This window comes from Planomonospora corallina (genome assembly GCF_042650625.1).
Classification (GTDB): domain Bacteria; phylum Actinomycetota; class Actinomycetes; order Streptosporangiales; family Streptosporangiaceae; genus Planomonospora_B; species Planomonospora_B corallina.
In genome coordinates this window covers 21,174-47,447 of the sequence record NZ_JBHSBM010000010.1, presented here as the reverse complement: position 1 = coordinate 47,447, position 26,274 = coordinate 21,174, and the positions used below count along the sequence as shown (strand labels likewise).

The following is a 26,274-nucleotide window of genomic DNA, read 5'->3' as shown; positions in this document are numbered from 1 at the left end:
GTGCAGTGGCCGACGTTCAATGTGAGGCCGTACGTCTGCGGCGGCATCGGCCGGCTCGACGAGGCGGCCCTGACCGCCCTGCGCGAGGCCGGGCCGCGCGTGCGGCCCGCGCTGCGGACCGCCGAGGCGGCGCTGTTCAGCTCCTCCCCGCTGCCGCCCTACCACCGCTCCACCCGTCCCGGCGCCGAGCGGCCCGGCCAGTTCGGGCCGTCCGAGCAGCCCGGCCCGGCCGGCCACCAGGACGGCGCGGGGCCCGCGGCCGGGCAGCGGGAGACCGGCACCTGGGCGTTCGCCTGGGGCGAGCGCCGGCCGGCCGGGCCCGCGCCGTGGATCACCGTCGCCGAGACCTACGAGACGCCCGGCCTGATCGACGACGGGACCCGGGTCGTCCTGCACGCCGGCGGGCTCGGCCTGGTGGACGTCTACTACGTCTCCACCGGCGAGGCGGTCTACTTCTCCTCTCTGCTGGAGCCGCTGCTGGCGCTGGCCGGCGGGCCGCAGGAGGTGGACTGGGACGCCTGGGCGGCGATCGTCCGGCTCACCTTCCCGCTCCGCGACGACACCCCCTACACCCGCGTCAGGCGGCTGTCCGGCGGCGGCGCGCTGGTGCTGGACAGGGCCACCGGCCGGATCTCCGCCGAACGGCGGCTGCCCCGCTGGCTGCGGACCGAGCCGTACGAGGCCGGGGTGAGCGCGGAGGACCTGCTGGCGATCCTGCACGAGGTCTACAAGGAGTTCGACTCCCGGCCGCTGCTGGTCCCGGTCAGCGGCGGCTACGACTCGCGGCTGCTCTGCTCGGTGGCCGTGGCCCGCGGCGCGGACGTGGAGTCGTGGACGACCAGCCCGGACGACGGCACCGACACCGACATCCCCTTCGCCCAGGCGATCACCCGGGAGCTCGGCGTCCGGCACCGGGTCGTCCCGCAGGACCCGGCCGCCTACCCCTCCGACGCGCTGGCCGTCGCCCGCCGCCTGGAGTTCCTCACCCCGCACCACGCCTGGTACGCCCCGTTCGCTCGGGAGGTGCACCGGGCCGGGCGAACCCTGGTGGACGGCCTGGCCGGCGGGCCGCTGCTGAAGAACTTCATGGTCAGCGGGGCGGCGCTGGAGGCGTCCAGCGAGGCCGGGCGCAAGGCCGCACTGCTCGGCTCGCTCGCCCTCGGCACCCCCTCGGTTCCGTTCCTGTCGGAGCGGGCCGACACGTGGACGTCCGACTCGGTCCGCACGGCGTTCGCCGAGGCGACCTCCATGCTCAACGGCCACCGGGCCGAGCTGCCCCTGTCGGTCCTGCACACCCGCACCGCCCGGGGCATCGCCCGCTCCCCGGTCAACCTGGTCGGCCCCGAGGTGTCGTTCACGGCGCCGTTCATCCACCCCGACTTCTTCGACGCCGCCCTCTCCGTGGGCGTGGCCCGCAAGGACGCGGGGCGCTTCTACCGGGAGCTGCTGCACGCCGCCAACCCCCGGGTGGCCGCGCTGCCCTCGACCAACGTGGTCAAGCAGCCGCTGCGCCGGGTCCCGCTCCGCTCGGCCGCCGCGCCCGCCCGCGCCTACGGCCACGCGATGCTGACCCGGGTCGCGCGGACGGTGCCGTCGCTGCTCTCGGAGCACCTGCACGGGGTGATCGCCGAGGGCCCGGACGCGCTGGCCCGCTTCAACGGCTGGAACGACCGCTTCTGGGTCCGCGGCCTGGTCCTGTTCGGCGCCTGGCTCGGCGACCACGGCGACCGCCTGGCCGACCTCACCCCGCCGTGGGAGGGGTGACCCGTCATCCGAAACGGGGAACGGCCTGTAGAAAGAAGGGGACCCGCCCCGGACTCAACTCCGGAGCGGGTTGCGGACGGCCAACTCCGGAAAGCGGCTGAAGTCACGGTCCATGCTCCACAGTTCGCGCACTCCGTGCGTGGCGCACAGGGCCGCGATCCGCGCGTCGTGGACCAGCGGACCGACCACCCTGCCCTCCTCGAGCGAATTCCGGAGAACCTGCCAGTGGTTCTCGGCCTCGCCGAGAACCACGAGGGAAGGCGATCCCAGCCAGGCGTCGATCTGACGGATCGCCTCCGCCGTACTGCTCGGCGGGTTGTACACCCGCGGGCGGGTGACGATCGAGAAGAACTCGTGGATGCACGGCCAGGGAATCGCCCACGCCGCCCGGCCCTCTGCCAGCGCCTTCACCTTCGGAGCCGCGCAGCTGTGGAACTCGCTGTCCTTCCGATGGGCGTAGACCAGGATGTTCGTGTCGACCGCGATCACAGGCGATCCCCATAGGCCATGGCCCGCAGTTCCTCCCAAGAGACGTCACGCGCCCCCGGGTGCAGACCACGGCCTCCCACGGAGGCGTCGGGCAGCGTGTATCCCTCCATCTCTGTCCGGCGCGCGAGGACGGAACGCAGCCCTTCCTCGATCAGCGCCTTCAGTGTGGTCCCCTCACGGCGGGCGAGTTGCCGGACCTCGCCCAGCAAGCCATCGGGAATATCGACGGTCGTCTTCATATGGTGACCCATACCCATGGAGCAATACTGCCATACCGCTTTGCTCTCAGCATACGGTTCAATACAGAGGGCGATGGCCGTCTCCCGCCGGGGTCAGTCGGCGACCCACCGGCCGGGACACTCGCACGGCGAGGCGGATGAGATGGTCCCGGACACGCCGGGGAGGGTTCAGCTGGGATGTTTCCGCGGCGGAAACACCAGGTGACACGGCGATTACGAGGCTTCTCCGCGACTTCCGGGACGAGGGCCCGGACGGAGATGTTGATCGGGCTTCCGGGAGGGCGACCGGCTGATAGTGTTCGCCGCAGATTAGCGCTGCAACGGTCGGTGCCGAACCACGAATTCGGGCCGTCCGGGGGCATGGAGCACGTGGGGATGACGGCTCCCGCCGGCGCGGTCACCAAACACGTTCAGCCGGGGCACCCGGTGACTTCGTCCTGCCCTTCTCCTGGTGAGTGAGTACAAGATGAGTGCATCCCCTTGCCCGGAATCCGTTGCCGAGGACTTCGTCTCGGCGGATCCGCAGTGGTACAAGCGCGCGGTCTTCTACGAGGTTCTCGTACGGGGCTTCGCCGACTCCAACGGTGACGGCACCGGCGACCTCCGCGGTCTGATCGGCAAGCTCGACTATCTGCAGTGGCTCGGCGTGGACTGCCTGTGGCTGCTCCCGCTGTACGAGTCGCCGCTGCGCGACGGCGGCTACGACATCTCCGACTACATGAAGATCCTGCCGGACTTCGGCGACCTGGCCGACTTCGTGGAGCTGGTCGAGCAGGCCCACCAGCGGGGCATGCGCATCATCACCGACCTGGTGATGAACCACACCAGCGACCGGCACCCGTGGTTCCAGGCCTCCCGGCACGACCCCGAGGGCCCCTACGGCGACTTCTACGTCTGGTCGGACGACCCGTCCGGCTACCCCGACGCGCCGATCATCTTCGTCGGCGCCGAGGAGTCCAACTGGACCTACGACCCGGTCCGCAAGCAGCACTACTGGCACCGGTTCTTCCACCACCAGCCGGACCTGAACTACGACAACCCGGCGGTCCAGGAGGCCATGCTGGAGGTGCTGCGCTTCTGGCTGGACCTGGGCATCGACGGCTTCCGGCTGGACGCGGTGCCGTACCTGTTCGAGCGCGAGGGCACGATCTGCTCCGGTCTGCCGGAGACCCACGCCTACCTGAGGAAGGTCCGCGCCGAGGTGGACCGCCTCTACCCGGACCGGGTGCTGCTGGCCGAGGCAAACGGCTGGCCCGAGGACGTGGTGGAGTACTTCGGCGACCCGGCCACCGGCGGCGACGAGTGCCACATGGCCTTCCACTTCCCGCTGATGCCGCGCATCTTCATGGCGGTGCGGCGGGGCAGCCGCGAGCCGATCTCCGAGATCATGTCGCGCACGCCGAAGCTGCCGGAGAAGGCCCAGTGGGGCATCTTCCTGCGCAACCACGACGAGCTGACCCTGGAGACGGTCACCGACGACGAGCGCGACTACATGCACGCCGAGTACGCCAAGGACCCGCGCATGCGCGCCTACCTCGGCATCCGGCGCCGGCTGGCCCCGCTGCTGGAGAACGAGCGCGACCAGATCGAGCTGTTCACCGCGCTGCTGCTCTCCCTGCCGGGCTCGCCCGTCATGTACTACGGCGACGAGATCGGCATGGGCGACAACATCTGGCTGGAGGACCGCGACTCGGTCCGCACCCCGATGCAGTGGAGCCCCGACCGCAACGCCGGCTTCTCCGCCGCCGACCCGGGCCGGCTCTACCTCCCCGTCGTCATGGACCCGATCTACGGCTACCAGGCGGTCAACGTGGAGGCGCAGCAGAAGAGCCCGTCGTCGCTGCTGCACTTCACCCGGAAGATGCTGCAGATCCGCCGGCGGCACCCGGTCTTCGGCACCGGCGAGTACATCGAGCTGTGGTCGGACAACCCGGCGGTGCTGACCTTCCTGCGGGAGGACGCCGACGACGTGATGCTCTGCGTCAACAACCTGTCGAAGTACCCGCAGCCGGTCCAGCTGGACCTGCGCCGCTTCGAGGGCATGACGCCGGTCGAGGCGCGCGGCGGGGTGCCCTTCCCCGTCATCGGCGAGCTGCCGTACCTGCTGACCCTGCCGGGCCACGGGTTCTACTGGTTCTCCCTGTCCCGGCGCTGACCCGGAGCTCCGGTCCCCGGCCCCGCCCGGGGACCGGAGCACCCCGCCCCACCGGGGCGCGGGCGCGGCGAGAACGTCCTGGCCGCCCTCGACCTCATGGGCCACCGCCCCACCGGGGCGGTGGCGCGGCCCTTTCCGGTGCGGCCGGGCATGACCGGCGCCGTCTACCTCGCCGTCACCGGCACCCGAGCCCGCGCCGCCCGTCTCGCCGGGATCAGCGCCACCAGCAGGCCCGCGCCGACCGCCGTGCCCGCCGCGACCGCGAGGGCGGGGGCGGACGGCGGACGGCCGATGCCCGCGCCGACGCCGCTGGTGTGGCCCTGCAGGTCGACCAGGCCGGCGACCACCGAGGCCCCGGCCGCCGTGCCCGCCGCCACGCCCAGCACGACCAGCAGCCCGGTCCCGGTGACCAGCGTCGCCGCCACCTGCCTCCGGGTGAGCCCCATGGCCTTGAGCACCGCCAGGTCCGCCGCGTGGTCGCGCAGCCCCAGGGCGCTGGCGGTCAGCAGGTTGGCCAGCGCCAGCAGCGCGAGCACGGCGGTCAGCGCCACGATCACCACCCGGATGACGGCGAGCCGCTCGGCCGGGTTGACCGCCCGCCGTACCTCCATGGCCTCGCCCGAGGCGACCAGCAGCCGGGCCCGGACCGCCTCCGGATCGGCTCCGGGGGCCAGCACCAGCCGGTAGAACTGGGGCGGCGCCGCGTCCTTGGCCGCGAGGGTGTCCAGCCCGGTGGAGAGCACCTGGCCGTCCTGGTCGGGCTCCACCACCCGGCCGACGATGCGCACGATCAGCGGCGTGCCGCCGACCGTCATCCGCACCCGGTCGCCGATCCGGGCGCCGAGCAGGTCGAGCAGGCCCTGCCCGGCGACGGCCTCGCCCCTCGCCGCGAACATCCGGCCCTCGACGACCGTGAGCGGGTACGGCGCGGCGGACGTGCCGAGCGCGCGGACCAGCACGCTCCGGGTCTGCTCGGGCTCCAGCGCGGAGACCTCGCTGCCGGGGTGGACGGCGGCCACCTGCGGGTCGGCCCGGGCGAGGCGGGCGGCCTCGGCGGGGGCGAGCCTGCCGGGGTGGACGGTGAGGGCGGCGGCCTGGCCGACCCGCTCGGGGCGGCGCAGGAAGTCGTCGAGGGTGGCCCAGCAGCCGAGGCCGATGGTGATCATCATCATCGGGACGGCCACGCCGACGATGCTCAGGAAGGCGGGCGTGCGGCGGGTGAAGGCGTCGCGGGTGCCCAGGACGAGCGCCGGCGGGAGCCGTGCCAGCAGGGCGAGCTTGGCCAGCCTCGACAGCCGGCCGCGGGGCGGGGCGGCCGGGGCCGCCGGGATGGGCGGGGTGCGCCCGCCCCGCCAGGCGGGCAGCGCCACCGCGACCAGGACCACGGCGCAGGTCCCGCCGGCGATGGCGAGCAGCGCCAGCGGCGAGAGCGGCGGGAACGGCAGGCCGTCCAGGGTGAGCGCCGCGGCGAGCTGGCCGCCGGCCAGGCCGGACAGCACGCCGGCCAGGCCGAGCGCGCCGTGCTCGGCCACGAGCAGCGCGACGATCTGGCCCCGGGTGTAGCCGAGGGACTTGAGCGTGGCGATGTCCCGCGTCTGGGCGAGCACCCGGCCGCCCACCACGTTGGCGACGGCCAGCGCGGCGGCGACCAGGCCGGCGGCGCCGAACAGCGCCAGCAGCAGGCCGAGCAGCCGGTTGTCGAGTTCCATGGAGGCGCGGACCTCGCGCCAGGTGGACATGCGCCGGACCTGCTCGTCGAGGAGGGTGACGGCGCCGTGCACGGCCGGGAGCGTGTCCTCGCCGTCGGCGAGCCGCAGGCCGGTGACCGACTCGCTCCGGCCGGGGGCCGGCTCGATCCGGGCGAGGGTCTCCGGCAGGGTCCAGGCCAGGCCGGGCGTCCACTCGGGGTAGAAGCCCACCTCGGCGGTACCGGCGAGACCGACCACGGTGAGCGGGTGGGAGGCGCCGCTGAGCGCGGTGACCGGGAAGGGGTCGCCGACCCGCAGGTCCAGCGCCTTCGCGAAGGAGCTCTCGACGACCACCGCGCCGCCGTCCCCCGCGCGCAGCCACCGCCCCTCGCGCACCAGCGGCACGGCGGTCCGGCCCGGGTCGGCGCCCGCCTCGCGCAGCGCGACCGGCGACCTCCGGCCGTCCAGGGTGAGCGTCACGGGCGCCGTCCGGTACGGCCCGGCCACCTCCGTCACACCGGGCAGGCCCCGCAGGGCGGAGGCGTCGGGCGCGGCGCCGGTGTGGATCCACACGTGCGCGCCCCGGCTGCGTTCGAACAGGCCGCGCCAGGGGTTGGTCCCGTCCTCCAGCAGGGTCGCCGAGGCGACGAGGGCGGCGACGATGCCCGCCACCGACAGGACGGTGAGCAGCGCCTGCCCGCGCCGCGCCCGCAGGTCCGCCCGGATCCACCGGGCCGAGGCCCGGACCGTGCCCATGCCCGCCCTACCCCCGCAGCTCCACCACGCCGCCGACGCCGCCTCTCGGGCGGCGGCGGGGCGCGGCGACGGCGCCGTCGTCGACGATCTGGCCGTCGAGGAGGGAGACCACCCGGTCGGCGAGGCTGGCCACCCGGGCGTCGTGGGTGACCAGGACGATCGTCTGGCCCTCGCGGTGGACCTCGCCGAGCAGTTTCAGCACGTCCCGGGTGTTGCGGCTGTCGAGGTTGCCGGTGGGCTCGTCGGCCAGGAGCAGCCGGGGCCGGTTGGCCAGGGCTCGGGCCAGCGCCACCCGCTGCTGCTCCCCTCCGGCGAGCTGGGCGGGGGCGGCGGCGGCGCGGTCGGCGAGGCCGAGCGCGTCCAGGAGGTACTCGCGGCGTTCGCGGGCCTGACGAGGGGAGGCCCCGGTGAGCAGTGCCGGGAGTTCGACGTTGTCGGCGACGGTCATGTTGGCGACCAGGTTGAAGAACTGGAAGACGAAGCCGATCTTCTCGCGGCGGAGCAGCGCCCAGGCGCTCTCGCCGAGCGTGTCGGCCCGCCTGCCGTCCAGCCAGATCTCGCCGCTGGTGCGGGTGTCCAGGCCGCCGAGCAGGTGCACCAGCGTGGACTTCCCGGAGCCCGAGGGACCCATGATCGCCACGAACTCCCCGGCCTCCACCCGCAGGTCCACCCCCCGTACGGCGGGCACCGGCACGCCGCCGTCCTGGTAGATCTTGACGAGATTGACGGTGTCGACCACGGGGGGTGTCTTCATCCCAGCTCCTCCTGGCAGCGGTCGAGCCACTCCAGGTCGGCCTGCAGGTGCAGCATGGCCCCCTCGATCAGCAGGAGCGCGACGCGGTTGCCCGGGTCGGTCCGCTCGGCCAGGTCGTTGAGGTCCCGCATGAGCCCCAGGTAGTGGCGGCGCTGGCGGTTGATCAGCGCCGTCCGGTCGGCGACGCCCGTCATCGGGGCCAGGACGAGTTTCATGAAGAACTCGTCGCGGACCCGGGGGCCCTCGGTCGGCTCGTCCACCCACGCGTCGAGGGCCTCGCGGCCCGCGGCCGTCAGGTAGTAGACCTTCTTGTTCGGCCGGTTGGACTGCTCGACGCCGACCGCGCGCACCAGGCCGTCCTTCTCCAGCCGGCCGAGCGTGACGTAGATCTGGCCGATGTTCGGCGAGGGGTAGGCGCTGCCGAAGGTCTGCTCGAGAGCCTGTTTGAGCTCGTATCCGTGGGCAGGTTCCTTCGCGAGGAGCGCCAGCAGGAACGGGCGCACGCCCACCTCCTCATCGTGCCCGTGTTATGCGAGCGTTACGGATTCATCCGTTGACGTCCACATTAACGCTGTGCATAACATGAATGCATCTACCTAACATGTATGCAAACGGCCTGAAACGTGGAGGTCACGGGTGCCACGCCTGCTCCCCCTCGCCCTGGTGACGCTGACGCTGACGGGGTGCGCGGCGGGATGCACGGCGGGGGCCGGTGACGCGGAGGGCTCCGGCTCCCGGCACGGGAGCGGCCCGATCACCCTGGCGATCGGGCGGGACACCACCGGCTACCTGCGGCCGCTGCTGGAGCGGTGGAACCAGGCCCATCCCGGCGAGCGGGTCACCCTGCTCGAGCTGCCCGAGGCCTCCGACGAGCAGCGCGCCCAGATGGTGGCCAACCTCCAGGCCCGCAGCGACCGCTACGACGTGCTCGGCCTGGACGTGGTCTGGACGGCGGAGTTCGCCGACGCCGGCTGGATCGTGCCGCTGGAGCGGAGCATGTTCCCCCTCGACCGGTTCCTGCCGCCGGTGGTGGACACGGCCGTCTACCGGGGCAAGCTCTGGGCGGTGCCGTACACCAGCAACGCCGGGCTGCTCTACTACCGCAGGGACCTGCTCGCCAAGGAGGGCTTCGAGCCGCCCGCGACCTGGGCGCAGCTGCGCGAGCAGGCCAGGGCGCTGCGCGCCGGGTACGGCGTCGACGGCTACGCCGGGCAGTTCCTCGCCTACGAGGGCCTGACCGTCAACTTCGCCGAGGCCGTGCAGTCGGCGGGCGGCGGGCGGATCCTCAGCCCGGACGGCACGCGCGTCACCCTGGACGCCGGCCGGGCCGAGGCCGCCCTGGACTTCCTGCGCGGCGGGCTGAGGGAGGGGTGGATCCCACGCCAGGCGCTCTCCTACAAGGAGGAGGAGTCGCGGCTGGCCTTCCAGGAGGGCCGGCTGGCCTTCGCCCGCAACTGGCCGCACGCCTACGGCCCGGCCGCCCGGTCGCCGCTCGCGGGGAGGTTCGCGGTCACCCGGCTCCCCGGGCTGGACGGCCCGGGGTCCAGCACGCTGGGCGGGACCAACCTCGCCGTCAGCGCCTTCTCCAGGCACCAGCGGTCGGCGGTGGAGTTCATCCGCTACTTCACCGGACTGGAGAACCAGCGCCGGGTGCTCACCGACGGCTCGTTCCCGCCCGTGTGGACCGAGCTCTACGACGACCCCGGCCTCATCGAACGCTTCCCGTACCTGCCGGTCCTCAAGAAGAGCATCCTGTCCGCCCGGCCCCGGCCGGCGAGGGCCGACTACAACCAGGTGAGCCTGGTGATCGCCAGCGCGGTCTCCGGCGCCCTCGACCCGCCCTTCGAGGAGTCGAGCGCCGACGTCGCCGCCTCCCTGAAGGGACAGCTCGACGAGATCATCCGGGCTCCGTGACCGGGGGCGACCCTCCCGGGCGGAGCCGTCATCCCATCCCGCTTCCTTTCGAACCTCGGGGGTTTGAGAAAGACACAGGAGGTCTTCGGACATGCGTAAAGCCATCGCCGCCGTGACGACGGCCGGACTCGCGCTCGCGCTCGCCGCGTGCGGCGGCGAGTCCACCCCCACCCAGCCCACCGGCGGCGTCACCGGCGCCGCCTCCCCGACCGGGGCCCGGTCCCTGGAGGGAGTGACCATCGAGGTCGCCGCCAAGTGGACCGGCGCCGAGCAGGCCAACTTCCAGAAGGTCCTGGACGCCTTCCAGGCCAAGACCGGCGCCAAGGTCACCTACGCCTCCACCGGGGAGGACACCGGTGCCTACCTCGGCCCCCGCATCCAGGCCGGCAGCCCGCCCGACGTCGCGATCCTGCCCCAGCCCGGCCTGGTCCAGCAGTACGCCGACGACAAGGCCCTCAAGCCGCTCACCCCCGAGGTGATCAAGCAGATCGACGAGAACTACACCCCGTACTGGAAGGAGCTCGGCTCCGCCGGCGGCGAGGTGTACGGCGTGCTGGTGAAGGCGGCCCACAAGTCGCTCGTCTGGTACCGCGACCAGGCCTTCGCCGACGCCGGGGTGCAGCCCCCGGCCACCTGGGACGAGCTGGTGACGACCGCCCAGACGGTCGCCGACTCCGGCACCGCGCCGTTCGCGCTCTGCGGGGCCTCCGGCTGGACCCTCACCGACCTGTTCGAGAACGTCTACCTGTCCTCGGCCGGCCCGGAGAACTACGACAAGCTCTCCAAGCACGAGATCCCGTGGACCGACCCCAGCGTGACCACCGCGCTGGAGAAGATGGCGCAGATCGCCGGCAAGCAGGAGTTCCTGCTCGGCGGCTCCTCCGGCGCGCTGCAGACCGACTTCCCGACCTGCGTGACCCAGGTGTACGGCCAGGACAAGGCCGCGATGGTCATCGAGGCCGACTTCGTCGGCACCACGGCCGAGGAGTCGGGCGCCAAGCTCGGCGAGGAGGCCAGGTACTTCCCGTTCCCGAAGAGCGGTGACACCGTCCCCGTCGTGCTGGGCGGCGACATCGCGGTGGCGATGAAGGACTCGAAGGGCGCCATGGCGCTGCTGGAGTACCTCGCCTCGAAGGAGGGCGGCGAGGTCTGGGCCAAGCTCCCCGGCTACCTGTCCCCCAACCGCAACGTCTCCCCGGAGAACTACCCGAGCGAGCTGACCAGGCAGCTCGCGCAGACGATCATCTCCGCGGGCGAGTCGGTCCGCTACGACATGTCCGACCTGGCGCCCAGCGCCTTCGGCGGCACCGACGGCAAGGGCGAGTGGAAGCTCCTGCAGGACTTCGTCCGCGACCCGTCGAAGATCTCCGACATCCAGGAGCAGCTCGAGTCCGAGGCCGAAAAGGCCTGGAAGTAGGAAGGGGCAGGCCGTGACCGACCGGTTCGACGGCCCGCGGGACCCGCGCGACGGCGACGCCGCCGCCGGGTCCCCCGCCGGGCCCCCGAGCGTGGCCGCGGGCCGCGCCGCCCCCCAGACGACACCGGCGCGGCGCCCCCGGCTGGGCCCGTCGCCGACGCTGGCCGTGGCCTTCCTGCTCCCGGCGGCGGTCCTGCTCGGCGCGATGGTGATCTACCCGATCGTCTACTCGATCGTCCGCAGCCTCTACGACGCGGGCGGGGACACCTTCGTCGGCGCCGCGAACTACACCGCGATCTTCTCCGACCCCTCGACCCTGACCACCGTCAGGAACAACCTGATCTGGGTGGTCTTCGCCCCCGCGACGGTCACCGCGCTCGGCCTGGTCTTCGCGGTGCTGACCGAGCGGATCCGCTGGGCGACCGCGTTCAAGCTGGTCGTGTTCATGCCGATGGCGGTCTCCCTGATGGCCTCCGGCGTGATCTTCCGCCTGGTCTACGAGCAGGACCCGGACCGCGGTGTGGCCAACGCCGTCCTCACCTCGGTCCGCGACGCCTTCGGCTCCGCCGAGGGCCACCCGGACGCCCGGCCGCGGGAGAACGAGCGGTCCCCGGTCACCGCGGAGCGGGGCGCGGTGGTGACCAAGGAGGCCGTCCGGCCCGGCCAGGCCGTACTCGTCCCGCTGGTCGGCGTGAAACCCGCCGACCTCGCCGGCGCCGCGACGGCCCGGACGGCCGCCCCGCCGGGCCCCGGCGACATCACCGGCACCGTCTGGGTGGACTTCACCCAGGGCGGCGGCGGGCAGGCCGGCCAGGTGGACGGCACCGAGAAGGGCCTGGCCGGGGTGACCGTCGAGGCGGTGCGGCGCGGCGGCGGAGACGCGGTCGGGGCGACGGCCGTCACCGAGCCCGACGGGACCTTCCGCCTGACCGGGCTCGCCCCGGGCGACTACGTCGTCCGGTTGCCGCAGTCGAACTTCGAGGCGCCCTTCAACGGCCTGAGCTGGCTCGGCCCGACGCTGATCACCCCGGCGATCATCGGCGCGTTCGTCTGGGTGTGGGCCGGGTTCGCCATGGTGATGATCGCGGCGGGACTCTCGGCCATCCCGCGGGACGCGCTGGAGGCGGCCCGCATCGACGGCGCGAGCGAGTGGCAGGTGTTCCGCCGGATCACCGTCCCGCTGCTCTCCCCGGTGCTGCTCGTCGTCTTCGTCACGATGATCATCAACACGCTGAAGGTCTTCGACCTGGTCTTCGTGATCGCACCCGGATCGGTCCAGCCGCAGGCGAACGTGATCGCGCTGGAGATGTGGCGGGTCTCCTTCGGCGGCGGCGGCCACCAGGGGCTGGGCAGCGCGCTGGCCATCTTCCTGCTGGTCCTCGTCCTGCCCTTCATGATCCTCAACATCCGGCGCTTCAGGAGGGAGAGCCAGTGACGACCTCCACCATCGGTTCCTCCGTCGGCGCGCCGCGCCGCGGAGCCCTGGGCCGGATCGCCGACCGGCTCGGCGGCGGCCTGGTCCAGGCCGTGCTGGTGCTGATCGGCGTGTTCTGGCTGGTCCCCACCCTGGGCCTGTTCGTGGTCTCGGTCCGGCAGGAGACCGCCAACAACGCCAGCGGCTGGTGGACGGCGTTCACCAAGCCGGCCGAGTTCACCCTGAAGAACTACGCCGACCTGCTGGCCTCCGGGTTCACCGCGTCGTTCTGGAACACCGTGCTCATCACGGTGCCCGCGACGGTCCTGGTGATCGGCATCGCGGCGATGGCCGCCTACGCGTTCGCCTGGATGGAGTTCCCCGGCCGGGACGCCCTGTTCCTGGTGGTGGTCGGCCTGCTGGTCGTGCCGATCCAGATCGCGCTCATCCCGATCGCGAAGCTGTACGGCACGCTCGGCGTCTTCGGCTCCATCCCCGGCGTGGTGCTCTTCCACGTGGCCTTCGGGCTGCCATTCGCCATCTTCCTGCTCCGCAACTTCTTCGCGGGCATCCCGCGCTCGCTGCTGGAGGCGGCGCGGATGGACGGCGCGGGCGAGTGGAAGATCTTCTCGACCGTGGTGTTCCCGCTGGCCAAGCCGGCCATCGCCTCGCTCGGCATCTTCCAGTTCCTCTGGGTCTGGAACGACCTGCTCGTCGCCCTGGTCTTCGCCAACACCGACAACCAGCCGATGACCAAGGCCCTGCAGTCCCAGATGCGGCAGTTCGGGACCAACGTCGACATCCTCGCGCCGGGCGCCTTCCTGTCGCTGATCATCCCGTTGATCCTGTTCTTCGCCTTCCAGCGGTACTTCGTGCAGGGCATGCTGGCGGGTTCCGTGAAGTGAGGACCACCTGAAGAGAAGGGGGCAGGCCCGGTGCGGCCCGTGTTCCGCACGCGGGCCGCACCGGGCCGCACCGGGCCTCACCGGGCCGCACCCGCTCCCGGCCGGGAGCTCCGGCGGCCCTCCGGAGCCGGGTCCCGGAGGACCCCGCGCGCCTGCGCGCGATGACGCCCGTAATGTCGGTTGATCTCGATAGGGTGCCGACCATGGCTGCACGTCCGTTGAACGAACTGGTGGAACCCGGGTGGGCCGAGGCCCTGGCGCCCGTGGCGGGCAAGGTCGCCGAGATGGGCGACTTCCTCCGGAAGGAGGTGGCCGAGGGCCGGGGATACCTCCCCGCCGGGGAGCATGTGCTGCGCGCCTTCAAACAGCCCTTCGACCAGGTCAAGGTGCTGATCGTCGGCCAGGACCCCTACCCGACGCCGGGGCATCCGATCGGCCTGAGCTTCTCCGTGGCGGCCGACGTGCGCCCGATCCCGGGCAGCCTCCGCAACATCTTCAAGGAGCTCACCGAGGACCTCGGCCTGCCGATGCCCGGCAACGGCGACCTGACCCCGTGGGCCGAGCACGGCGTGCTCCTGCTCAACAGGGTGCTCACCGTCATGCCGGGCAAGCCCGCCTCGCACCGGGGGAAGGGCTGGGAGGAGGTCACCGACCAGGCCATCCGGGCGCTCGCCGGCCGGGGCAAGCCGCTGGTGGCGATCCTGTGGGGCCGTGACGCCCGCTCGCTCGCCCCGCTCCTCGGTGACGTGCCCCGCATCGAGTCGGCCCACCCGAGCCCCCTGTCGGCCCGGAGCGGCTTCTTCGGCTCCCGCCCGTTCAGCCGTGCCAACCAGTTGCTGGAGCAGCAGGGCACGAGCCCGGTCGACTGGAAACTCCCCTAGACTGATCGGGCTCCCCGGAGGGGCTAGGATTCTTCACCATGAGTGATGAATCGGGCACTGAGCGCTACCTGCGTCTGACGGTCGAGCTGACGGTGGAGGTGCTGGACACCGGCGCGCTCCAGGCCGCCGCGCTGAAGGAGATCAACCACCCCGAGGCCGACCTGGACGACGACGAGCGCAAGGAGCAGGCGGAGATGGTCTCCGCCGACGACAGCGGCGCGACGGCGCTGCAGTGGCTGATCGAGCCGGACCACGTCCTGTCGCTGATCGAGCACATCGAGCAGATCGAGCCCCGTGAGGCCGTGCTGAGCGTCGAGCCCTCCGAGGGCCCGTCCGACGAGGACGAGGACGACGAGCACGACCACCACGGCCACGGCCACTGACGGGGCGCCGGTCACCGACCGGCCCGCGGACGCCTGACGGGCCGCACCCGCATTCCGGGTTCCGGAGGACCCGCCGCACCGCACTCCCGGCGAGGGGGTGCGGCGGAGCCTCCGGGAGCCGGCGCGGATGCGGCCCTTTCCCGCGCCCGCCCCCGCCCGGCGCCCCTGTCCGGCCCCGCCCGCGTCCAGGGCCGCGCTTCGCGCCCGGGGGCGCCGCCTCCCGCGCCGTCAGGGCTTGCGGCCGACTCCGCCCCAGCCGAGGATCTCCATGCGCTCCAGCACCTTGAGGTCGATGAAGCGCCCGTTGTCCAGGAGCTCGAAGTCGCCGAAGAATGCCTTGATCTCCTCGATGGTGCGCGGGGTCACGCCCGAGCTCGCCCGGGAGTAGACGTCCTTCACCGTGTCGGTGTCCCTGGCGCGGCGCTCGGTCATCGACAGATGGGTGATCGTCAGGAAGCTGCCGGGCGCCATCGCCTCCCGCACCGCGGCGACCTCGGCGTAGGGGTCGTCGAGGAAGTGCAGGGTCGCCACCATGAGCACGCCGACCGGCTCGTCCGGCTTGATCAGGCCGGTCGCCACCACCTTGTCCCAGAGCTCGCCGGGGGCGCGCAGGTCGCCCTCGACCATCGCGGTGGTGGGGGTGTTGGCGAGCAGCGCTCTGCCGTGCACGCAGACGACCGGGTCGTTGTCGACGTAGACCGTGCGCGCCTCGGGGGTGACCGCGTGCGCCACCTCGTGCACGTTCTTCTGGGTGGGCAGGCCGGCGCCGATGTCGACGAACTGGCGGACGCCCTCCTCCTCCGCGAGGTACCGCACCACGTTGCCGAGGAAGCGCCGGTTGAGCCGGACGCCGTCGCGCGACTCGGGGAACGCCTTGAGGATCTGCTCGGCGGCGACGCGGTCGGCGGCGAAGTTGTCCTTGCCGCCGAGCATGAAGTCGTAGATCCGGGCGACGTTGGCCGTGCTCACGTCGATGCCGTAGGGGTTCCGCTCGTTCATCGCCGCACCTCGCCCTGATGTCCCGCTCACCGTGGATCGGCGGATTCCGTAGATCGTAGCCCAATGATCATCACCACGACCGACATCCCGAACATTGCTCTCTTTTCCTGCTTTCCATTACAGACCGGACCCGCGTCCCCCGCGCGTTCCACAGCGGCCGCATCCATGCGGGCCTCCGGCACGAAGAACCCGTCAGGGACCGGGTACGGGCCCCGGCCGGCAGGCTGGGACGGGAGGCACGAGGAGATGGGTGAGCGGTGAACACGGGGAACGGTCCTGATTACGGCATCGGAGCCGTCTCACGGCGGCTCGGCGTGCCCGCGCCGACCCTGCGCACCTGGAACCTCCGCTACGGCCTCGGTCCCAGCCGGCGCAGTCCCGGCGGGCACCGCCGCTACGACTCGGCGGACCTGTGGCGCCTGGAGGAGATGAACCGGCTGATCCGCTCCGGCGTCCCGGCCGCGGACGCCGCCCGGCTCGTGCTGAGCGCCCACCCTCCGCCGGGGGCCGGGACCGCCCAGCCCGGGACCTCCACCGAGGCCCCCACCGGGGCCCCCACCGGGGCCTCCACCGGGGCCTCCACCGGGGTCACCTCGCGGGCCGCCCCGCACGCCCCCGCCGGAGCCCCGCCGGCCCCTCCGCGCTCTGCGGCGGAGCTCCCGGCGGGAGCGCCCGCGGAGACCCGGGCCGGGATTCCTGCGCGGGCCCGGGCCGGGATTCCTGCGCGGGCCCGGGCCGGGATTCCTGCGCGGGCCCGGGCCCTCGCGCCGGAGCCCCGGCCGCAGATCCCGAGCCCGGCGATGCTGGCGCGGGCCGCGGCGGCCCTGGACGGCGAGGCCGTCTCCGAGTGGCTCGGCGCCGCCCTGGAGCGGCACGGCGTCCTGTGGACCTGGGAGCGGCTGGTGCTGCCGGTGTTCGCCAGGATCTCCCGGCGCCAGTCGGACACCGGGGCGGCCATCGAGGTCGAGCACCTGTTCTCCGACCGGCTGACCGCCGCGCTGGCCCCGCTCGTCCGGCGTCCGCGGGACCCGGTGAACGGGCGGCCGGTGCTACTGGCCTGCGCGCAGGAGGAGCAGCACAGCCTGCCCCTCCACGCCCTGGCCGCCGTGCTGACCCTGGACCACAGGGCCGAGACGCGCGTGCTGGGCGCGCGCACGCCGTACCCGGCGCTGGGGGACGCGATGCGCCGCCTCGGCCCGGCGGTGGTGCTCGTCTGGTCCCAGATGGCCGCGACCGGCGATCCGGCGCCGCTCGCCGCGCTGCCCGTGCTCCGCCCTCCGGCGCTGATCATGGCGGGCGGTCCCGGTTGGAGGGCGGGACTGCCACCGGCCGTCCCGCACGTCACCTCCTTCCGCGACGCCCTCGCCCGCATCACGGCCGCCCTGCACCGCTCCCCCGCGAGCTGACGGGCCCGGATCTCCGCAGGTCACTTGCGATCACCGCATTCGAACGCATATGAATAAGTTTTGAATAGCTTATCTCGGAGAGAAGGCGGCCATGACGGCAGAGATCCAGGACCCGGCTCTGAACGCACGCCTCGCCGCCGGCGACGAGGCCGCCCTGGAGGAGTGCCTACGGGCGCACGGGGCCCTGATCCGCTCCTATCTGCGCAGGTTCGTGCCACCGCAGGACGTGGAGGACGTGCAGCAGGTGGTCTTCGCCGAGATCTGGCGGTCCCGGCACCGCTTCGACCCGCTCCGCAGCCTCCCCGCGTGGCTGCTCGGCATCGCGCACAACCGGGCGGTGGACCACCTGCGGGCGCGCAGGCCCGTGACCGTGCCGCTGGAGACGGCGGCCCGCCCTGCCGACCCGACGGACCCGGTCCCCTGCGAGGAACTGGCCGACCGCGACGCGGTGCGCCGGGCGCTGGCCGGGTTGCCCGCGCCCCAGCGCCAGGCGATCGGGCTGGCCTACTACGCCGACCTGACCCAGCGTGAGATCGCCGAACTGCTGGACGTGCCGCTGGGCACCGTCAAAGCGCGCACCGCCCGGGGCCTGCGCAGACTCTCCGACGCCCTTACTCCGGCCGCGGCATGACTCGTGGCCCTCGTGGCAGGAGACGAACATGGAGAACATGGACAAGAACCAGACAACAGCCATGAATCCAGACATGGATGACGGTGTCCGCCCCCGGGTCGGGGTCTCCAGCTGCCTGCTCGGCGATCCGGTCCGCTTCAACGGCGGCCACAGCCGGGACAGGTTCCTCAGCGGGGAGCTGGACCCCTACGTCGACTGGGTGCCGTTCTGCCCGGAGATCGCGCTCGGCCTCGGCGCCCCGCGCGAGACCCTGCGTCTGGAGAACGCCCCTGAAGGCCCGCACCTGGTGACCCGGAAGACCCGGCGGGACCTCACCGGGCCGATGGCCGCCCTGGCCGCCGAGCGGGCCCGCGCCCTCGACGACGTCGACGGCTACGTCTTCAAGTCCAAGAGCCCCAGCTGCGGCGTCCACGGCGTCCCGGTCCACGAGGGGAGCGCCCCCGCGGGCCGCAGGAGCCGGGGCGTGTTCGCGGCCCCGATCATGGACGCCCACCCGCTGCTGGCGGTGGAGGACGAGGGACGGCTGCACGACCCGCTGCTCCGCGAGACCTTCGTCGAGCGGATCTTCGCCACCGCCCGGCTCCGGGCGCTGCTGGCGGGCGACTGGCACCCGCGCGACCTGGTCGCCTTCCACGCCCGCCACAAGATGCAGATCCTCGCCCACGACCCCGACCTCTACCGCGAGGCCGGGCGGATCGTGGCCCGTGCGGGCGCGCTCGGCCGCGTGGAGCTGGCCTCCGAGTACGCCCGGGTCTTCCGTACGGCTCTGGCCAGGAAGGCGAGCCCCGGCCGGCACGTCAACGTGCTCCAGCACTGCGCGGGCATGGTGGGCGCGGCGCTGGACCGGGTCCGCCGCGCGGACCTGGCCGAGGTCATCGCCTCCTACGCGGCCGGGCTGGTTCCGCTCAGCGTGCCGGTGGCCCTGATCCGGCACGACGCCCGCGGCGAGGCCGCCACCTACGTCATGGAGCAGACGTACTTCGCGCCGTACCCCGAACGGCTCCGCCTGCGCAACTACGTCCCCGCCTGAACGGCCCCGCGCCGGGCCGCCGCCCTCCCCGGAAGGCGGGGGACGGCGAGGAGAGCACTGCGTGCGGGCCGCGTCCCGGCTACGGTTCCGTCCCGCCCCCGGCGGCGCGGACCCCGGAGGCGATCAGGTACTGCGCGGCGATGTAGGTGGCCATCACCCACAGCCCCGGCACCGGCGGGCGCGGCAGCCCCGCCAGGCCGAGGGCGATGAGGGCGTCGGAGACGAGGAAGAGGCAACCGCCGATCCCGGCGCGCAGGCCGTACCCGGCGGAGGTCACCGCGGTCGCGGTGAGCAGCAGCGAGTACAGCGCGACGGGGATGCGGAGCGCGCCCAGGCCGGGCCAGAGCGCGACCACCATCGCGGCCCAGACCACCCCGTAGGCGACGGGGACGATCCACTGGCGTCGCAGGCCCGCCACCGCACCGCCGCGGAGGAAGAACACCACATAGCAGACGTGCGCGGCGGCGAAGAAGGCCATGCCGGTGACGAACGGGCCGGTGCCCTCGAACTCCAGGGCGATGTCGCCCCCGGTGGACAGCAGCAGCCCCGCCACGACGGGCCGGGGGCCGCCCCGGGCCAGCAGCCAGGCGGCCAGCAGCGGCATGAGCAGTGCCTTGGTGACCGAGGCGGGCAGGCCCGTGTCCGCGGCGACCGCGGCCAGGTGCAGCGCCGAGCAGACCGCGAAGGCGGCGAGCGCGGCGGACGGGAGCCGCGGGAGAAGGCTCGCGGACGGGTTCACCGGGAGACCTCCTCCGGCAGGACGGGCCGGGACGGCTGCCAGCCCGGCGAGCGGAACACCCGGCCCAGGCGCTCGCGCCAGTCGCGGGAGCGCACGACGTCGCGGCCGATGGACAGGTACTCGTGGAAGGCCACCATCACCGGGTTGTGGGTCTCGATGTTCTTGGTCAGGCCGTAGACGGGCCGCTCCGTCTCGGGGGCGAACGAGCCGAACGCCCGGTCCCAGACGATGAGGATCCCGCCGAAGTTCCGGTCCAGGTAGGAGCCCTGCGAGGCGTGGTGGACCCGGTGGTGGGAGGGCGTGTTGAAGAGGAACTCGAACCAGGGGTGGAGCCGGCCGATCCGCTCGGTGTGGATCCAGAACTGGTAGACGAGGTTGACGCCGCCGACGAAGGCCACCACCGCCGGGTGGAAGCCCGCCACGCCCATCGGCACGTAGAAGATCCACCCGGTGAACCCGGTCCAGGGCTGCCGGAGCGCGGTGGAGAGGTTGAAACGCCGGCTGGAGTGGTGGACCACGTGCGAGGCCCACAGCAGCCGGATCACGTGGTGGCCCCGGTGCGACCAGTAGTAGAAGAAGTCGTAGACGACGACCGCCGCCAGGGTCCACGGCCAGGTCACCGGGATCTCCCAGGAGGCGGCGAGATAGAGCCAGCCGAACACCCCGGCGTTGACCACCGCGATCGGCACAGCCCAGAGCAGGTCCCAGCCGAGACTGCCGAGCCCCATGGCCAGGCTGGTCAGCGTGTCCTTCCGTTCGAAGCCGAGCTCGTCGTCGTCCGGGTGGAGCCGGTAGGAGACCGCCTCGGCAGCCAGCAGCACGAGGAAGGCGGGGATGGACCACAACACGACATCGGGAAGATCCGGCATGCCGGGATACTAGTGATGCACATCACCCCCCACGAAGGGCCATCCGGCAACGATCCGGACACCGTTCCATGGACCGCCTTGGACCGCCCCGGCCCGGGGAACGGCGTTCAGCGGCGCCCGGCAGGACGTCGATCACCTCCTGGACCGCCCCGGCCCGGGGAGCGGCGCCCGGGTCAGCCCGCGGGCCGGCTGCCCGCCAGGTCGGGCACGGCCGCGCCCTCGGTGCCGTCCTCCCTCAGCAGCCGCCGGTTCGGCCACCACATCCACCGGCCCACGTCCAGGGCGAGCGCGGTCAGCAGCACCGAACGGACCACGAAGGTGTCCAGCAGGACGCCGAACGCGACGACGAAGCCCAGCTCGGCGAGGACCACCAGGGGCAGCACGCCCAGCACCGCGAAGGTCGCCGCGAGCACCACGCCCGCCGAGGTGATAACCCCTCCGGTGGCGGAGAGCCCGATGAGGGCGGCCCCGCGGGTGCCGTGGACCGCCGCCTCCTCCTGGATCCGGGTGATCAGGAAGATGTTGTAGTCGACGCCGACCGCCACCAGGAAGACGAACGCCAGCAGCGGCACCCCGGTGTCCACCGCGGCGAAGCCGAACAGCCCGGTGAAGACCAGGCCGCTCACCCCGAGCGCCGCCGCGAAGGAGAGCACGACCGTGGCCATCAGCAGCAGCGGCGCGACCAGCGCGCGGAGCAGGATCACCAGGACCAGGAAGACGACCGCCAGGATCAGCGGGGCGACCACGCGCAGGTCCCGCTCGGAGGCGCGCGTGCCGTCCAGGTTGACCGCCGCGGTGCCGCCGACCGTCGCGCCGGGGATCTCGCGGAGCCGTTCGACCGTCGCGTAGGCGGCCTGGCTGTCCGGCGCGTCCTTCAGCGCGCCGCGGAGCAGGACCTGCCCGTCCACGGTCTCGGGGACGCCGCCTCCGGGCCGGCCGCCCGCGCCCCGGGCCCCGATCCGCTCCACGCCCGGGTCGGCGGCGACCGCGGCGGTGACCCGCCCGGCCTCGCCGGCGGGGGCGAGCACCACCAGCGACCCCTCCTGCCCGGTACCGAAGTGCCGGTCCAGGACCTCGGCGCCGCGCACGGACTCGGGCGCGCTCCGGTAGGCGTCGGCCTCGGCCAGCGGACCGACGGCCGTGGCGGTCAGCGTCAGCGTCAGCGCGCCCAGGCCCAGCGCCGTGCCTATCCAGGTGAGCCGGGGGCGGCGGGCGATCACGGCGCCGGCCCGGTCCCAGAGGCGGGAGCCGCTCTCGGCCGCCTCGCCGTACACCGGGACCCTGGGCCAGAAGACCCCGCGCGGGCAGATCACCAGCAGCGCGGGCAGCAGCGTCAGCATGGCGGCCAGGGCGCAGGCCACGCCCACCGCGCAGACCGGGCCCAGGCCCCGGGTGGCGTTCTGGTCGGCCACCAGCAGGCAGCAGAGCCCGGCGGCCACGGTGGCGGCGCTGGCCGCGATCGCCGGGGTGGCCCGGCGCAGCGCGACGGCCATCGCCTCGTGCCGGTCCTCGTGCCGGGCGAGCTCCTCGCGGTAGCGGGCCACCAGCAGCAGCGCGTAGTCGGTGGCGACGCCGAAGACCAGCACCATCAGGATGCCGCCGCTCTGCCCGCTCACGGTCAGGCCCGCGTACTCGGCCAGCAGGTAGTTGCCGGCCCGCGAGCAGGCCAGCGCCACCCCCGCGGCCAGGAACGGGAGCAGCCAGAGCAGCGGGCTGCGGTAGGTGAGCAGAAGCACCAGGACGACCACGGCGGAGGTCGCGGCCAGCAGCGTCGCGTCGATCGAGCCGAAGACCTCGATCGTGTCGGTGCTCTGCCCGGCCGGGCCGGTCACGTACGCGCGCCCGCCGGTGATCTCGCGGATCTTCCCGACCGCCGAGGTCAGCGTGTCGTAGTCGCTCCCGTCGAGCGGGACGACCACCTGCACCGCCCCGCCGCCCTCCGCCGGGACGGGCGGCGACACCCGCCCGGCGACCCCCTCCAGCGCGGCGAAGCGCTCCGCGTCGGCGGCGGCCTCCGCCACCGGCCGCCCCTCGTAGACCACGATCGCCGGGACCTGGTCCCCGGCCCGGGAGGCGCGCTGCGCCTCCTGCACCACCGTGGACTCGGCCGAGCCCGGCAGGAACGACGAGGCGTCGTTGGTCTGCGCCTCCTCCAGCCTCCCGCCGAGGAGGCCCGCCCCGGCCGCGACCAGCAGCCAGACCGCCAGGACGACCCATTTACCGGTCCGTCCGCACACCGCCGCACTCAGGCCCCGCACCCGCCCACCCCCGAGGTCCGCCACCGCTCCGCTCCCACGCCGCAGCCCCCTTATCCCGTCGCGGTCCTGTTACACCTGTCGCACCAGGGCCCTCGGCGTACGGCTCCCGCAGAGCGAGGGCGACCGTAGGCGTCCGAGGGCGGGGCGACCGTAGGCGGAGGTGTCCGAGGGCGGGGTCCCGCCGTCCGGCGCGGCCGTCCGGCTCAGGGGGCGGGGCGCGCGCCGGTGCCGCCGCCGTCGAGGGAGTCGAGCCAGCGGGTCAGGCGGGCCCCCTGACGGGTCATGATCTCCGGATCCCGCAGGGCGTTGGCCAGGAGCGACATGCCCTGGTAGGCGCCGACGAACGTGAGGGCGAGGTCCTCGGGGTCGGGCAGGCCCAGGTCGCGGAACTGGTGCTCCACCCAGTCCAGCAGCAGCCGGATGACCCTGCCCGCCTCCAGGTCGAGGCCTCCTTCGGCGCGTTTGTCGAGCTCGACCGCAAGGGTGCCGGTCGGGCAGCCGTAGCGGGCCGCGACGTCGCGCTGTGCGACCCACGCCTCGACCAGGGCCTTGAGGCGCCGGAGCGGGTCGGGGAGCTTGCCGAGCTCGCCGGTCAGCTCGGCGAGGTTGCCGGCGTGCTCGGCGAGAGCGGCCTGGACCAGCTCGTCCTTGGTCTTGAAGTAGTAGTACACGTTCCCGACCGGAACGTCGGCGGCGGCGGCGATGTCGGCGATGGTGGTGCGCTCGGCGCCCTGCCGGTGCAGGACGGCCGCGGCCGCGGCCGCCAGCCGCCGCCGCTTGCCGGCTCCCCGCGCCGAGGCCCGTGTTGAGTCGGTCACCTGACTGACTATAGACAACCGGCCACCGGACCGTGCTATCGTCTTTCTAAGTCAGCCAACTAACTAATGAACGGGGAACGACATGATCGTGGTGACCGGGGCGACCGGGAACGTCGGCCGTCCGCTCGTGCGGGCGCTCGCAGCGGCCGGTGGGAAGGTGACGGCGACCTCCCGCGGGATCACGCCCGCGGACGTGCCGCCGGGCGTCGCGCACCGGCGGGCGGACCTGACCGACGCGGGGAGCCTGCGGCCCGTCCTCGACGGCGCCGACGCCCTCTTCCTGCAGAGCGGCGGCGCCGCCGCGCACGCGCTCGACCCGCGGGCCCTCCTCGGCGCCGCCGAGGCCGGCGGCGTACGGCGAGTGGTGCTGCTGTCCTCCCAGGGGGTGGCGACCCGGCCGGAGTCGGCCTCCCACGGGACCCTCATGCGCTCCATCGAGGACGCCGTCCGGCGCTCGGGCATGGAGTGGACGATCCTGCGGCCCGGCGGCTTCGCCTCCAACACCTACGCCTGGGCCGAGGCGGTCCGCACGGAGCGGACCGTCACCGCGCCCTTCGGCGACGTCGGCCTGCCGGTCGTCGACCCGCTCGACATCGCCGAGGTCGCCGCGGCGGTCCTGCGCGAGGACGGCCACGCCGGGCAGGTCTACGAGCTGACCGGCCCCGCCCCCGTCACGCCCCGGCAGCAGGCCGCGGCGATCGGCGACGCCCTCGGCGAGCCCGTCCGGTTCGTCGAGCAGACCCCGGAGCAGGCCCGCGCGCGGATGCTGCGGTTCATGCCCGAGCCCGTGATCGAGACCACCCTCGCCATCCTCGGCGCCCCCACCCCCGCCGAACGGCGCGTCAGCCCCGACGTCGAGCGTGTCCTCGGCCGCGCGCCCCGCACCTACACCGCCTGGGCGCGGCGCAACGCCGCGGTGTTCCGGTAGTCCCGGCGCAGCGGTCCACCGGCGGACATGACGGCGGCCGCAGTCGGCCGCGGTCAGGACACCGCCGGCCCGAGGCCGACGCCCTCGGGCCGGCGGTGCCGGGCCGGCGTGGCAGGAAACGCAATGATCGTGTCATTGCCGCCACGGCGGGCCGGCGCCCAGCATGGAGGGGTGCCCCGCGACATCGTCCTCGTGATCTTCGACGGCTTCCAGCTGTTCGACCTGGCCGGACCGGCCGACGTGTTCGCGACCGCGAACCTGTGCACCCGGTCGGACGGCTACCGGCTGCGCGTGGCGGCCGTGCGGGCGGGCGCCGTACCGGCGCACAACGGCATCGCGACCACCGCGCAGGTCTCCCTCGCCGAGATCACCGGGCCGGTCGACACCCTGATGGTCGTCGGCGGCCTGTCCGTGCCCGGGCGCCTGCGCGACCGGGAGCTGGTGGACGGGATCGCCCGGCTGGCCGGCTCCGCCCGCCGGACGGCGTCGGTGTGCAACGGGGCGCTGCTGCTGGCCGAGGCCGGGCTGCTCGACGGCCGGCGCGCCACCACGCACTGGCTGACCGCCGGCGAGCTGGCCCGCCGTTACCCCGGCGTCGAGGTGGACGCCGACCCCGTCTACGTCCGGGACGGCGACGTGTGGACCTCGGCCGGGGTCAGCGCCGGGGTGGACCTCGCCCTGGCCCTGGTGGCGGACGACCACGGCCACCGGCTGGCCCGGGACGTGGCACGGGGCCTGGTGGTGTACCTGCACCGGCCCGGCGGGCAGAGCCAGTTCAGCGCGCCGCTGCGGGCGCTGGCCCCCCGCAGTGAGCCGCTGCGGGAGCTGCAGGCGTTCATCGACGCCCACCCGGCCGAGGACCTGAGCGTTCCCGCCCTCGCCCGCCGGACCGGGATGAGCGAGCGCCACTTCTCCCGCGTCTTCACCGCGCAGACCGGCCTGCCGCCCGGCCGGTACGTCGAGCGCAGCCGGGCCGACGCCGCCCGCCGCCTGCTGGAGACGACCGACCACCCGCTGGACCGGGTCGCCCGGGAGTGCGGGCTGGGCACCCCCGAGACCCTCTACCGCCTCTTCCGCCGGCACTGGCGGACCTCACCCGGCGACTACCGCCGCCGCTTCCACGTCAAGGAGAGTTGACCGTGCACGTCGTCATCCCGCTGTACCCCCGTTTCACCGCGCTCGACGCCGTCGGCCCGTACACGGTGCTGGCCTTCGCACCCGGCTGGACGGTCACCTTCGCGGCCGCCGAGACCGGGCCGGTCGCCGACGACCGCGGCTCCCTGTCCCTGGCCGCCACCGCCCGCCTGGCCGACCTGCCGCACCCGGACGTGGTCGTGGTCCCCGGCGGGCCCGGGACGCTCGACGCGATCTCCGACCCCGACCTGGTCGGCTGGATCGCCCGGGCGCACGAGCACACCCGGTGGACGGCCTCGGTGTGCAGCGGCTCCTTCCTGCTGGGCGCCGCCGGCCTGCTGCGCGGGCGCCGGGCCACCACCCACTGGGGATGGCTCGACCACCTCGCCGGCTTCGGCGCCGAACCCGTGGGCGAGCGGGTGGTCACGGACGGCAAGGTGGTGACCTCCGCGGGCGTCTCGGCCGGGATCGACATGGCGCTGGCCCTGCTGGCCGAAGCCGCCGACCGGGAGACCGCGCAGGCCGTGCAGCTGGCGATCGAGTACGACCCGCGGCCCCCGTTCGCGGCGGGCTCGCCGAAGACCGCCCCGGCCGGCCTCACCGGCCGCGCCCTGAGCCTGATCGGCTGAGCCGCCGCCGCCCCGTCCGGCGGCGAGCGCCCCAGCCGTGAGCGCCCCGGTGGCGAACGGCCCGGCGGACGGCG

At 73.5% G+C, this 26,274-nt stretch carries 24 protein-coding genes; 14 read left to right on the top strand and 10 right to left on the bottom strand.

The window, feature by feature from the left end; all coding sequences use genetic code 11:
* The gene (locus ACFOWE_RS03805) at window positions 1-1,764 is read left to right on the top strand and encodes an asparagine synthetase B family protein (protein ID WP_377285383.1); all 1,764 of its coding nucleotides are present in this window, start codon (window positions 1-3) and stop codon (window positions 1,762-1,764) included.
* A gap of 54 nt (window positions 1,765-1,818) precedes the next feature.
* Here ACFOWE_RS03805 and ACFOWE_RS03800 read toward each other — a convergent pair whose 3' ends face one another.
* Window positions 1,819-2,253, bottom strand: a complete 435-nt coding sequence (locus ACFOWE_RS03800; protein WP_377285382.1) for a type II toxin-antitoxin system VapC family toxin — start codon at window positions 2,251-2,253, stop codon at window positions 1,819-1,821.
* The gene (locus tag ACFOWE_RS03795) at window positions 2,250-2,492 is read right to left on the bottom strand and encodes a hypothetical protein (RefSeq protein ID WP_377285381.1); all 243 of its coding nucleotides are present in this window, start codon (window positions 2,490-2,492) and stop codon (window positions 2,250-2,252) included. The genes ACFOWE_RS03800 and ACFOWE_RS03795 overlap by 4 nt, the downstream gene beginning before the upstream one ends.
* Before the next feature lie 466 nt (window positions 2,493-2,958).
* Between ACFOWE_RS03795 and treS the strand changes: the two genes are divergently transcribed.
* Window positions 2,959-4,647, top strand: a complete 1,689-nt coding sequence (treS, locus tag ACFOWE_RS03790) for a maltose alpha-D-glucosyltransferase (RefSeq protein ID WP_377285380.1) — start codon at window positions 2,959-2,961, stop codon at window positions 4,645-4,647.
* A gap of 164 nt (window positions 4,648-4,811) precedes the next feature.
* Here treS and ACFOWE_RS03785 read toward each other — a convergent pair whose 3' ends face one another.
* The 3 genes from ACFOWE_RS03785 to ACFOWE_RS03775 are packed head-to-tail and all read right to left on the bottom strand — an operon-like array spanning window position 4,812 to window position 8,348.
* Window positions 4,812-7,091, bottom strand: a complete 2,280-nt coding sequence (locus ACFOWE_RS03785; RefSeq protein ID WP_377285379.1) for an FtsX-like permease family protein — start codon at window positions 7,089-7,091, stop codon at window positions 4,812-4,814.
* A 7-nt stretch (window positions 7,092-7,098) separates the two neighbouring features.
* Window positions 7,099-7,845 (bottom strand): ABC transporter ATP-binding protein, encoded by a 747-nt coding sequence (locus ACFOWE_RS03780; RefSeq protein WP_377285377.1) that lies wholly within the window; start codon window positions 7,843-7,845, stop codon window positions 7,099-7,101.
* Window positions 7,842-8,348: a PadR family transcriptional regulator gene (locus tag ACFOWE_RS03775; RefSeq protein ID WP_377285376.1), complete on the bottom strand. Its 507-nt coding sequence runs from the start codon at window positions 8,346-8,348 to the stop codon at window positions 7,842-7,844. Before ACFOWE_RS03775 ends, ACFOWE_RS03780 begins: the two co-directional genes overlap by 4 nt.
* A 133-nt stretch (window positions 8,349-8,481) precedes the next feature.
* Between ACFOWE_RS03775 and ACFOWE_RS03770 the strand changes: the two genes are divergently transcribed.
* The 6 genes from ACFOWE_RS03770 to ACFOWE_RS03745 all read left to right on the top strand — a co-directional run bounded on the left by ACFOWE_RS03770 (window position 8,482) and on the right by ACFOWE_RS03745 (window position 14,759).
* Window positions 8,482-9,759, top strand: a complete 1,278-nt coding sequence (locus ACFOWE_RS03770) for an ABC transporter substrate-binding protein (protein WP_377285375.1) — start codon at window positions 8,482-8,484, stop codon at window positions 9,757-9,759.
* Between the two features lie 91 nt (window positions 9,760-9,850).
* Entirely contained in the window at window positions 9,851-11,176 is a 1,326-nt protein-coding gene (locus ACFOWE_RS03765) for an ABC transporter substrate-binding protein (RefSeq protein ID WP_377285374.1), read from the top strand.
* Between the two features lie 13 nt (window positions 11,177-11,189).
* A complete protein-coding gene (locus ACFOWE_RS03760; protein WP_377285373.1) occupies window positions 11,190-12,611 on the top strand; it encodes an ABC transporter permease in 1,422 nt (473 codons plus the stop codon).
* Window positions 12,608-13,495 (top strand): carbohydrate ABC transporter permease, encoded by an 888-nt coding sequence (locus ACFOWE_RS03755; RefSeq protein WP_377285371.1) that lies wholly within the window; start codon window positions 12,608-12,610, stop codon window positions 13,493-13,495. Before ACFOWE_RS03760 ends, ACFOWE_RS03755 begins: the two co-directional genes overlap by 4 nt.
* A gap of 203 nt (window positions 13,496-13,698) precedes the next feature.
* Window positions 13,699-14,376, top strand: coding sequence for a uracil-DNA glycosylase (locus tag ACFOWE_RS03750; protein WP_377285370.1), 678 nt, complete (start codon window positions 13,699-13,701; stop codon window positions 14,374-14,376).
* Window positions 14,377-14,414: 38 nt separating this feature from the next.
* Window positions 14,415-14,759 (top strand): hypothetical protein, encoded by a 345-nt coding sequence (locus tag ACFOWE_RS03745; RefSeq protein ID WP_377285368.1) that lies wholly within the window; start codon window positions 14,415-14,417, stop codon window positions 14,757-14,759.
* A gap of 228 nt (window positions 14,760-14,987) precedes the next feature.
* Here the strand turns inward: ACFOWE_RS03745 and ACFOWE_RS03740 are convergent, their stop codons facing one another.
* The gene (locus ACFOWE_RS03740) at window positions 14,988-15,758 is read right to left on the bottom strand and encodes an SAM-dependent methyltransferase (RefSeq protein WP_377285366.1); all 771 of its coding nucleotides are present in this window, start codon (window positions 15,756-15,758) and stop codon (window positions 14,988-14,990) included.
* 257 nt (window positions 15,759-16,015) lie between these two features.
* On the opposite strand from ACFOWE_RS03740, the gene ACFOWE_RS03735 reads away from it, so the two are divergent.
* From ACFOWE_RS03735 to ACFOWE_RS03725, 3 genes are all read left to right on the top strand, one after another.
* Complete coding sequence (locus tag ACFOWE_RS03735) at window positions 16,016-17,164, top strand: MerR family transcriptional regulator (protein WP_377285365.1); 1,149 nt, start codon at window positions 16,016-16,018, stop codon at window positions 17,162-17,164.
* A gap of 91 nt (window positions 17,165-17,255) precedes the next feature.
* On the top strand, window positions 17,256-17,795 hold the full coding sequence (locus ACFOWE_RS03730; protein ID WP_377285363.1) for an RNA polymerase sigma factor: 540 nt from the start codon (window positions 17,256-17,258) through the stop codon (window positions 17,793-17,795).
* A 73-nt stretch (window positions 17,796-17,868) separates the two neighbouring features.
* Entirely contained in the window at window positions 17,869-18,825 is a 957-nt protein-coding gene (locus tag ACFOWE_RS03725) for a YbgA family protein (protein WP_377285361.1), read from the top strand.
* 79 nt (window positions 18,826-18,904) lie between these two features.
* Here ACFOWE_RS03725 and ACFOWE_RS03720 read toward each other — a convergent pair whose 3' ends face one another.
* The 4 genes from ACFOWE_RS03720 to ACFOWE_RS03705 form a co-directional block, all read right to left on the bottom strand.
* Window positions 18,905-19,564: a lysoplasmalogenase gene (locus ACFOWE_RS03720; RefSeq protein WP_377285360.1), complete on the bottom strand. Its 660-nt coding sequence runs from the start codon at window positions 19,562-19,564 to the stop codon at window positions 18,905-18,907.
* Complete coding sequence (locus tag ACFOWE_RS03715) at window positions 19,561-20,433, bottom strand: sterol desaturase family protein (protein WP_377285359.1); 873 nt, start codon at window positions 20,431-20,433, stop codon at window positions 19,561-19,563. The genes ACFOWE_RS03720 and ACFOWE_RS03715 overlap by 4 nt, the downstream gene beginning before the upstream one ends.
* 173 nt (window positions 20,434-20,606) lie before the next feature.
* Window positions 20,607-22,691: an MMPL family transporter gene (locus tag ACFOWE_RS03710; protein WP_377285358.1), complete on the bottom strand. Its 2,085-nt coding sequence runs from the start codon at window positions 22,689-22,691 to the stop codon at window positions 20,607-20,609.
* Window positions 22,692-22,894: 203 nt separating this feature from the next.
* Window positions 22,895-23,509, bottom strand: coding sequence for a TetR/AcrR family transcriptional regulator (locus tag ACFOWE_RS03705; RefSeq protein ID WP_377285357.1), 615 nt, complete (start codon window positions 23,507-23,509; stop codon window positions 22,895-22,897).
* Between the two features lie 82 nt (window positions 23,510-23,591).
* Here ACFOWE_RS03705 and ACFOWE_RS03700 point away from each other — a divergent pair, with 82 nt between their 5' ends.
* The 3 genes from ACFOWE_RS03700 (at window position 23,592) to ACFOWE_RS03690 (ending at window position 26,200) form a co-directional block, all read left to right on the top strand.
* Window positions 23,592-24,437 (top strand): NAD(P)H-binding protein, encoded by an 846-nt coding sequence (locus ACFOWE_RS03700; protein WP_377285356.1) that lies wholly within the window; start codon window positions 23,592-23,594, stop codon window positions 24,435-24,437.
* Between the two features lie 171 nt (window positions 24,438-24,608).
* Window positions 24,609-25,574, top strand: coding sequence for a GlxA family transcriptional regulator (locus ACFOWE_RS03695; protein WP_377285355.1), 966 nt, complete (start codon window positions 24,609-24,611; stop codon window positions 25,572-25,574).
* A gap of 2 nt (window positions 25,575-25,576) precedes the next feature.
* Window positions 25,577-26,200, top strand: a complete 624-nt coding sequence (locus tag ACFOWE_RS03690) for a DJ-1/PfpI family protein (protein WP_377285354.1) — start codon at window positions 25,577-25,579, stop codon at window positions 26,198-26,200.
* Window positions 26,201-26,274: the final 74 nt, after the last annotated feature.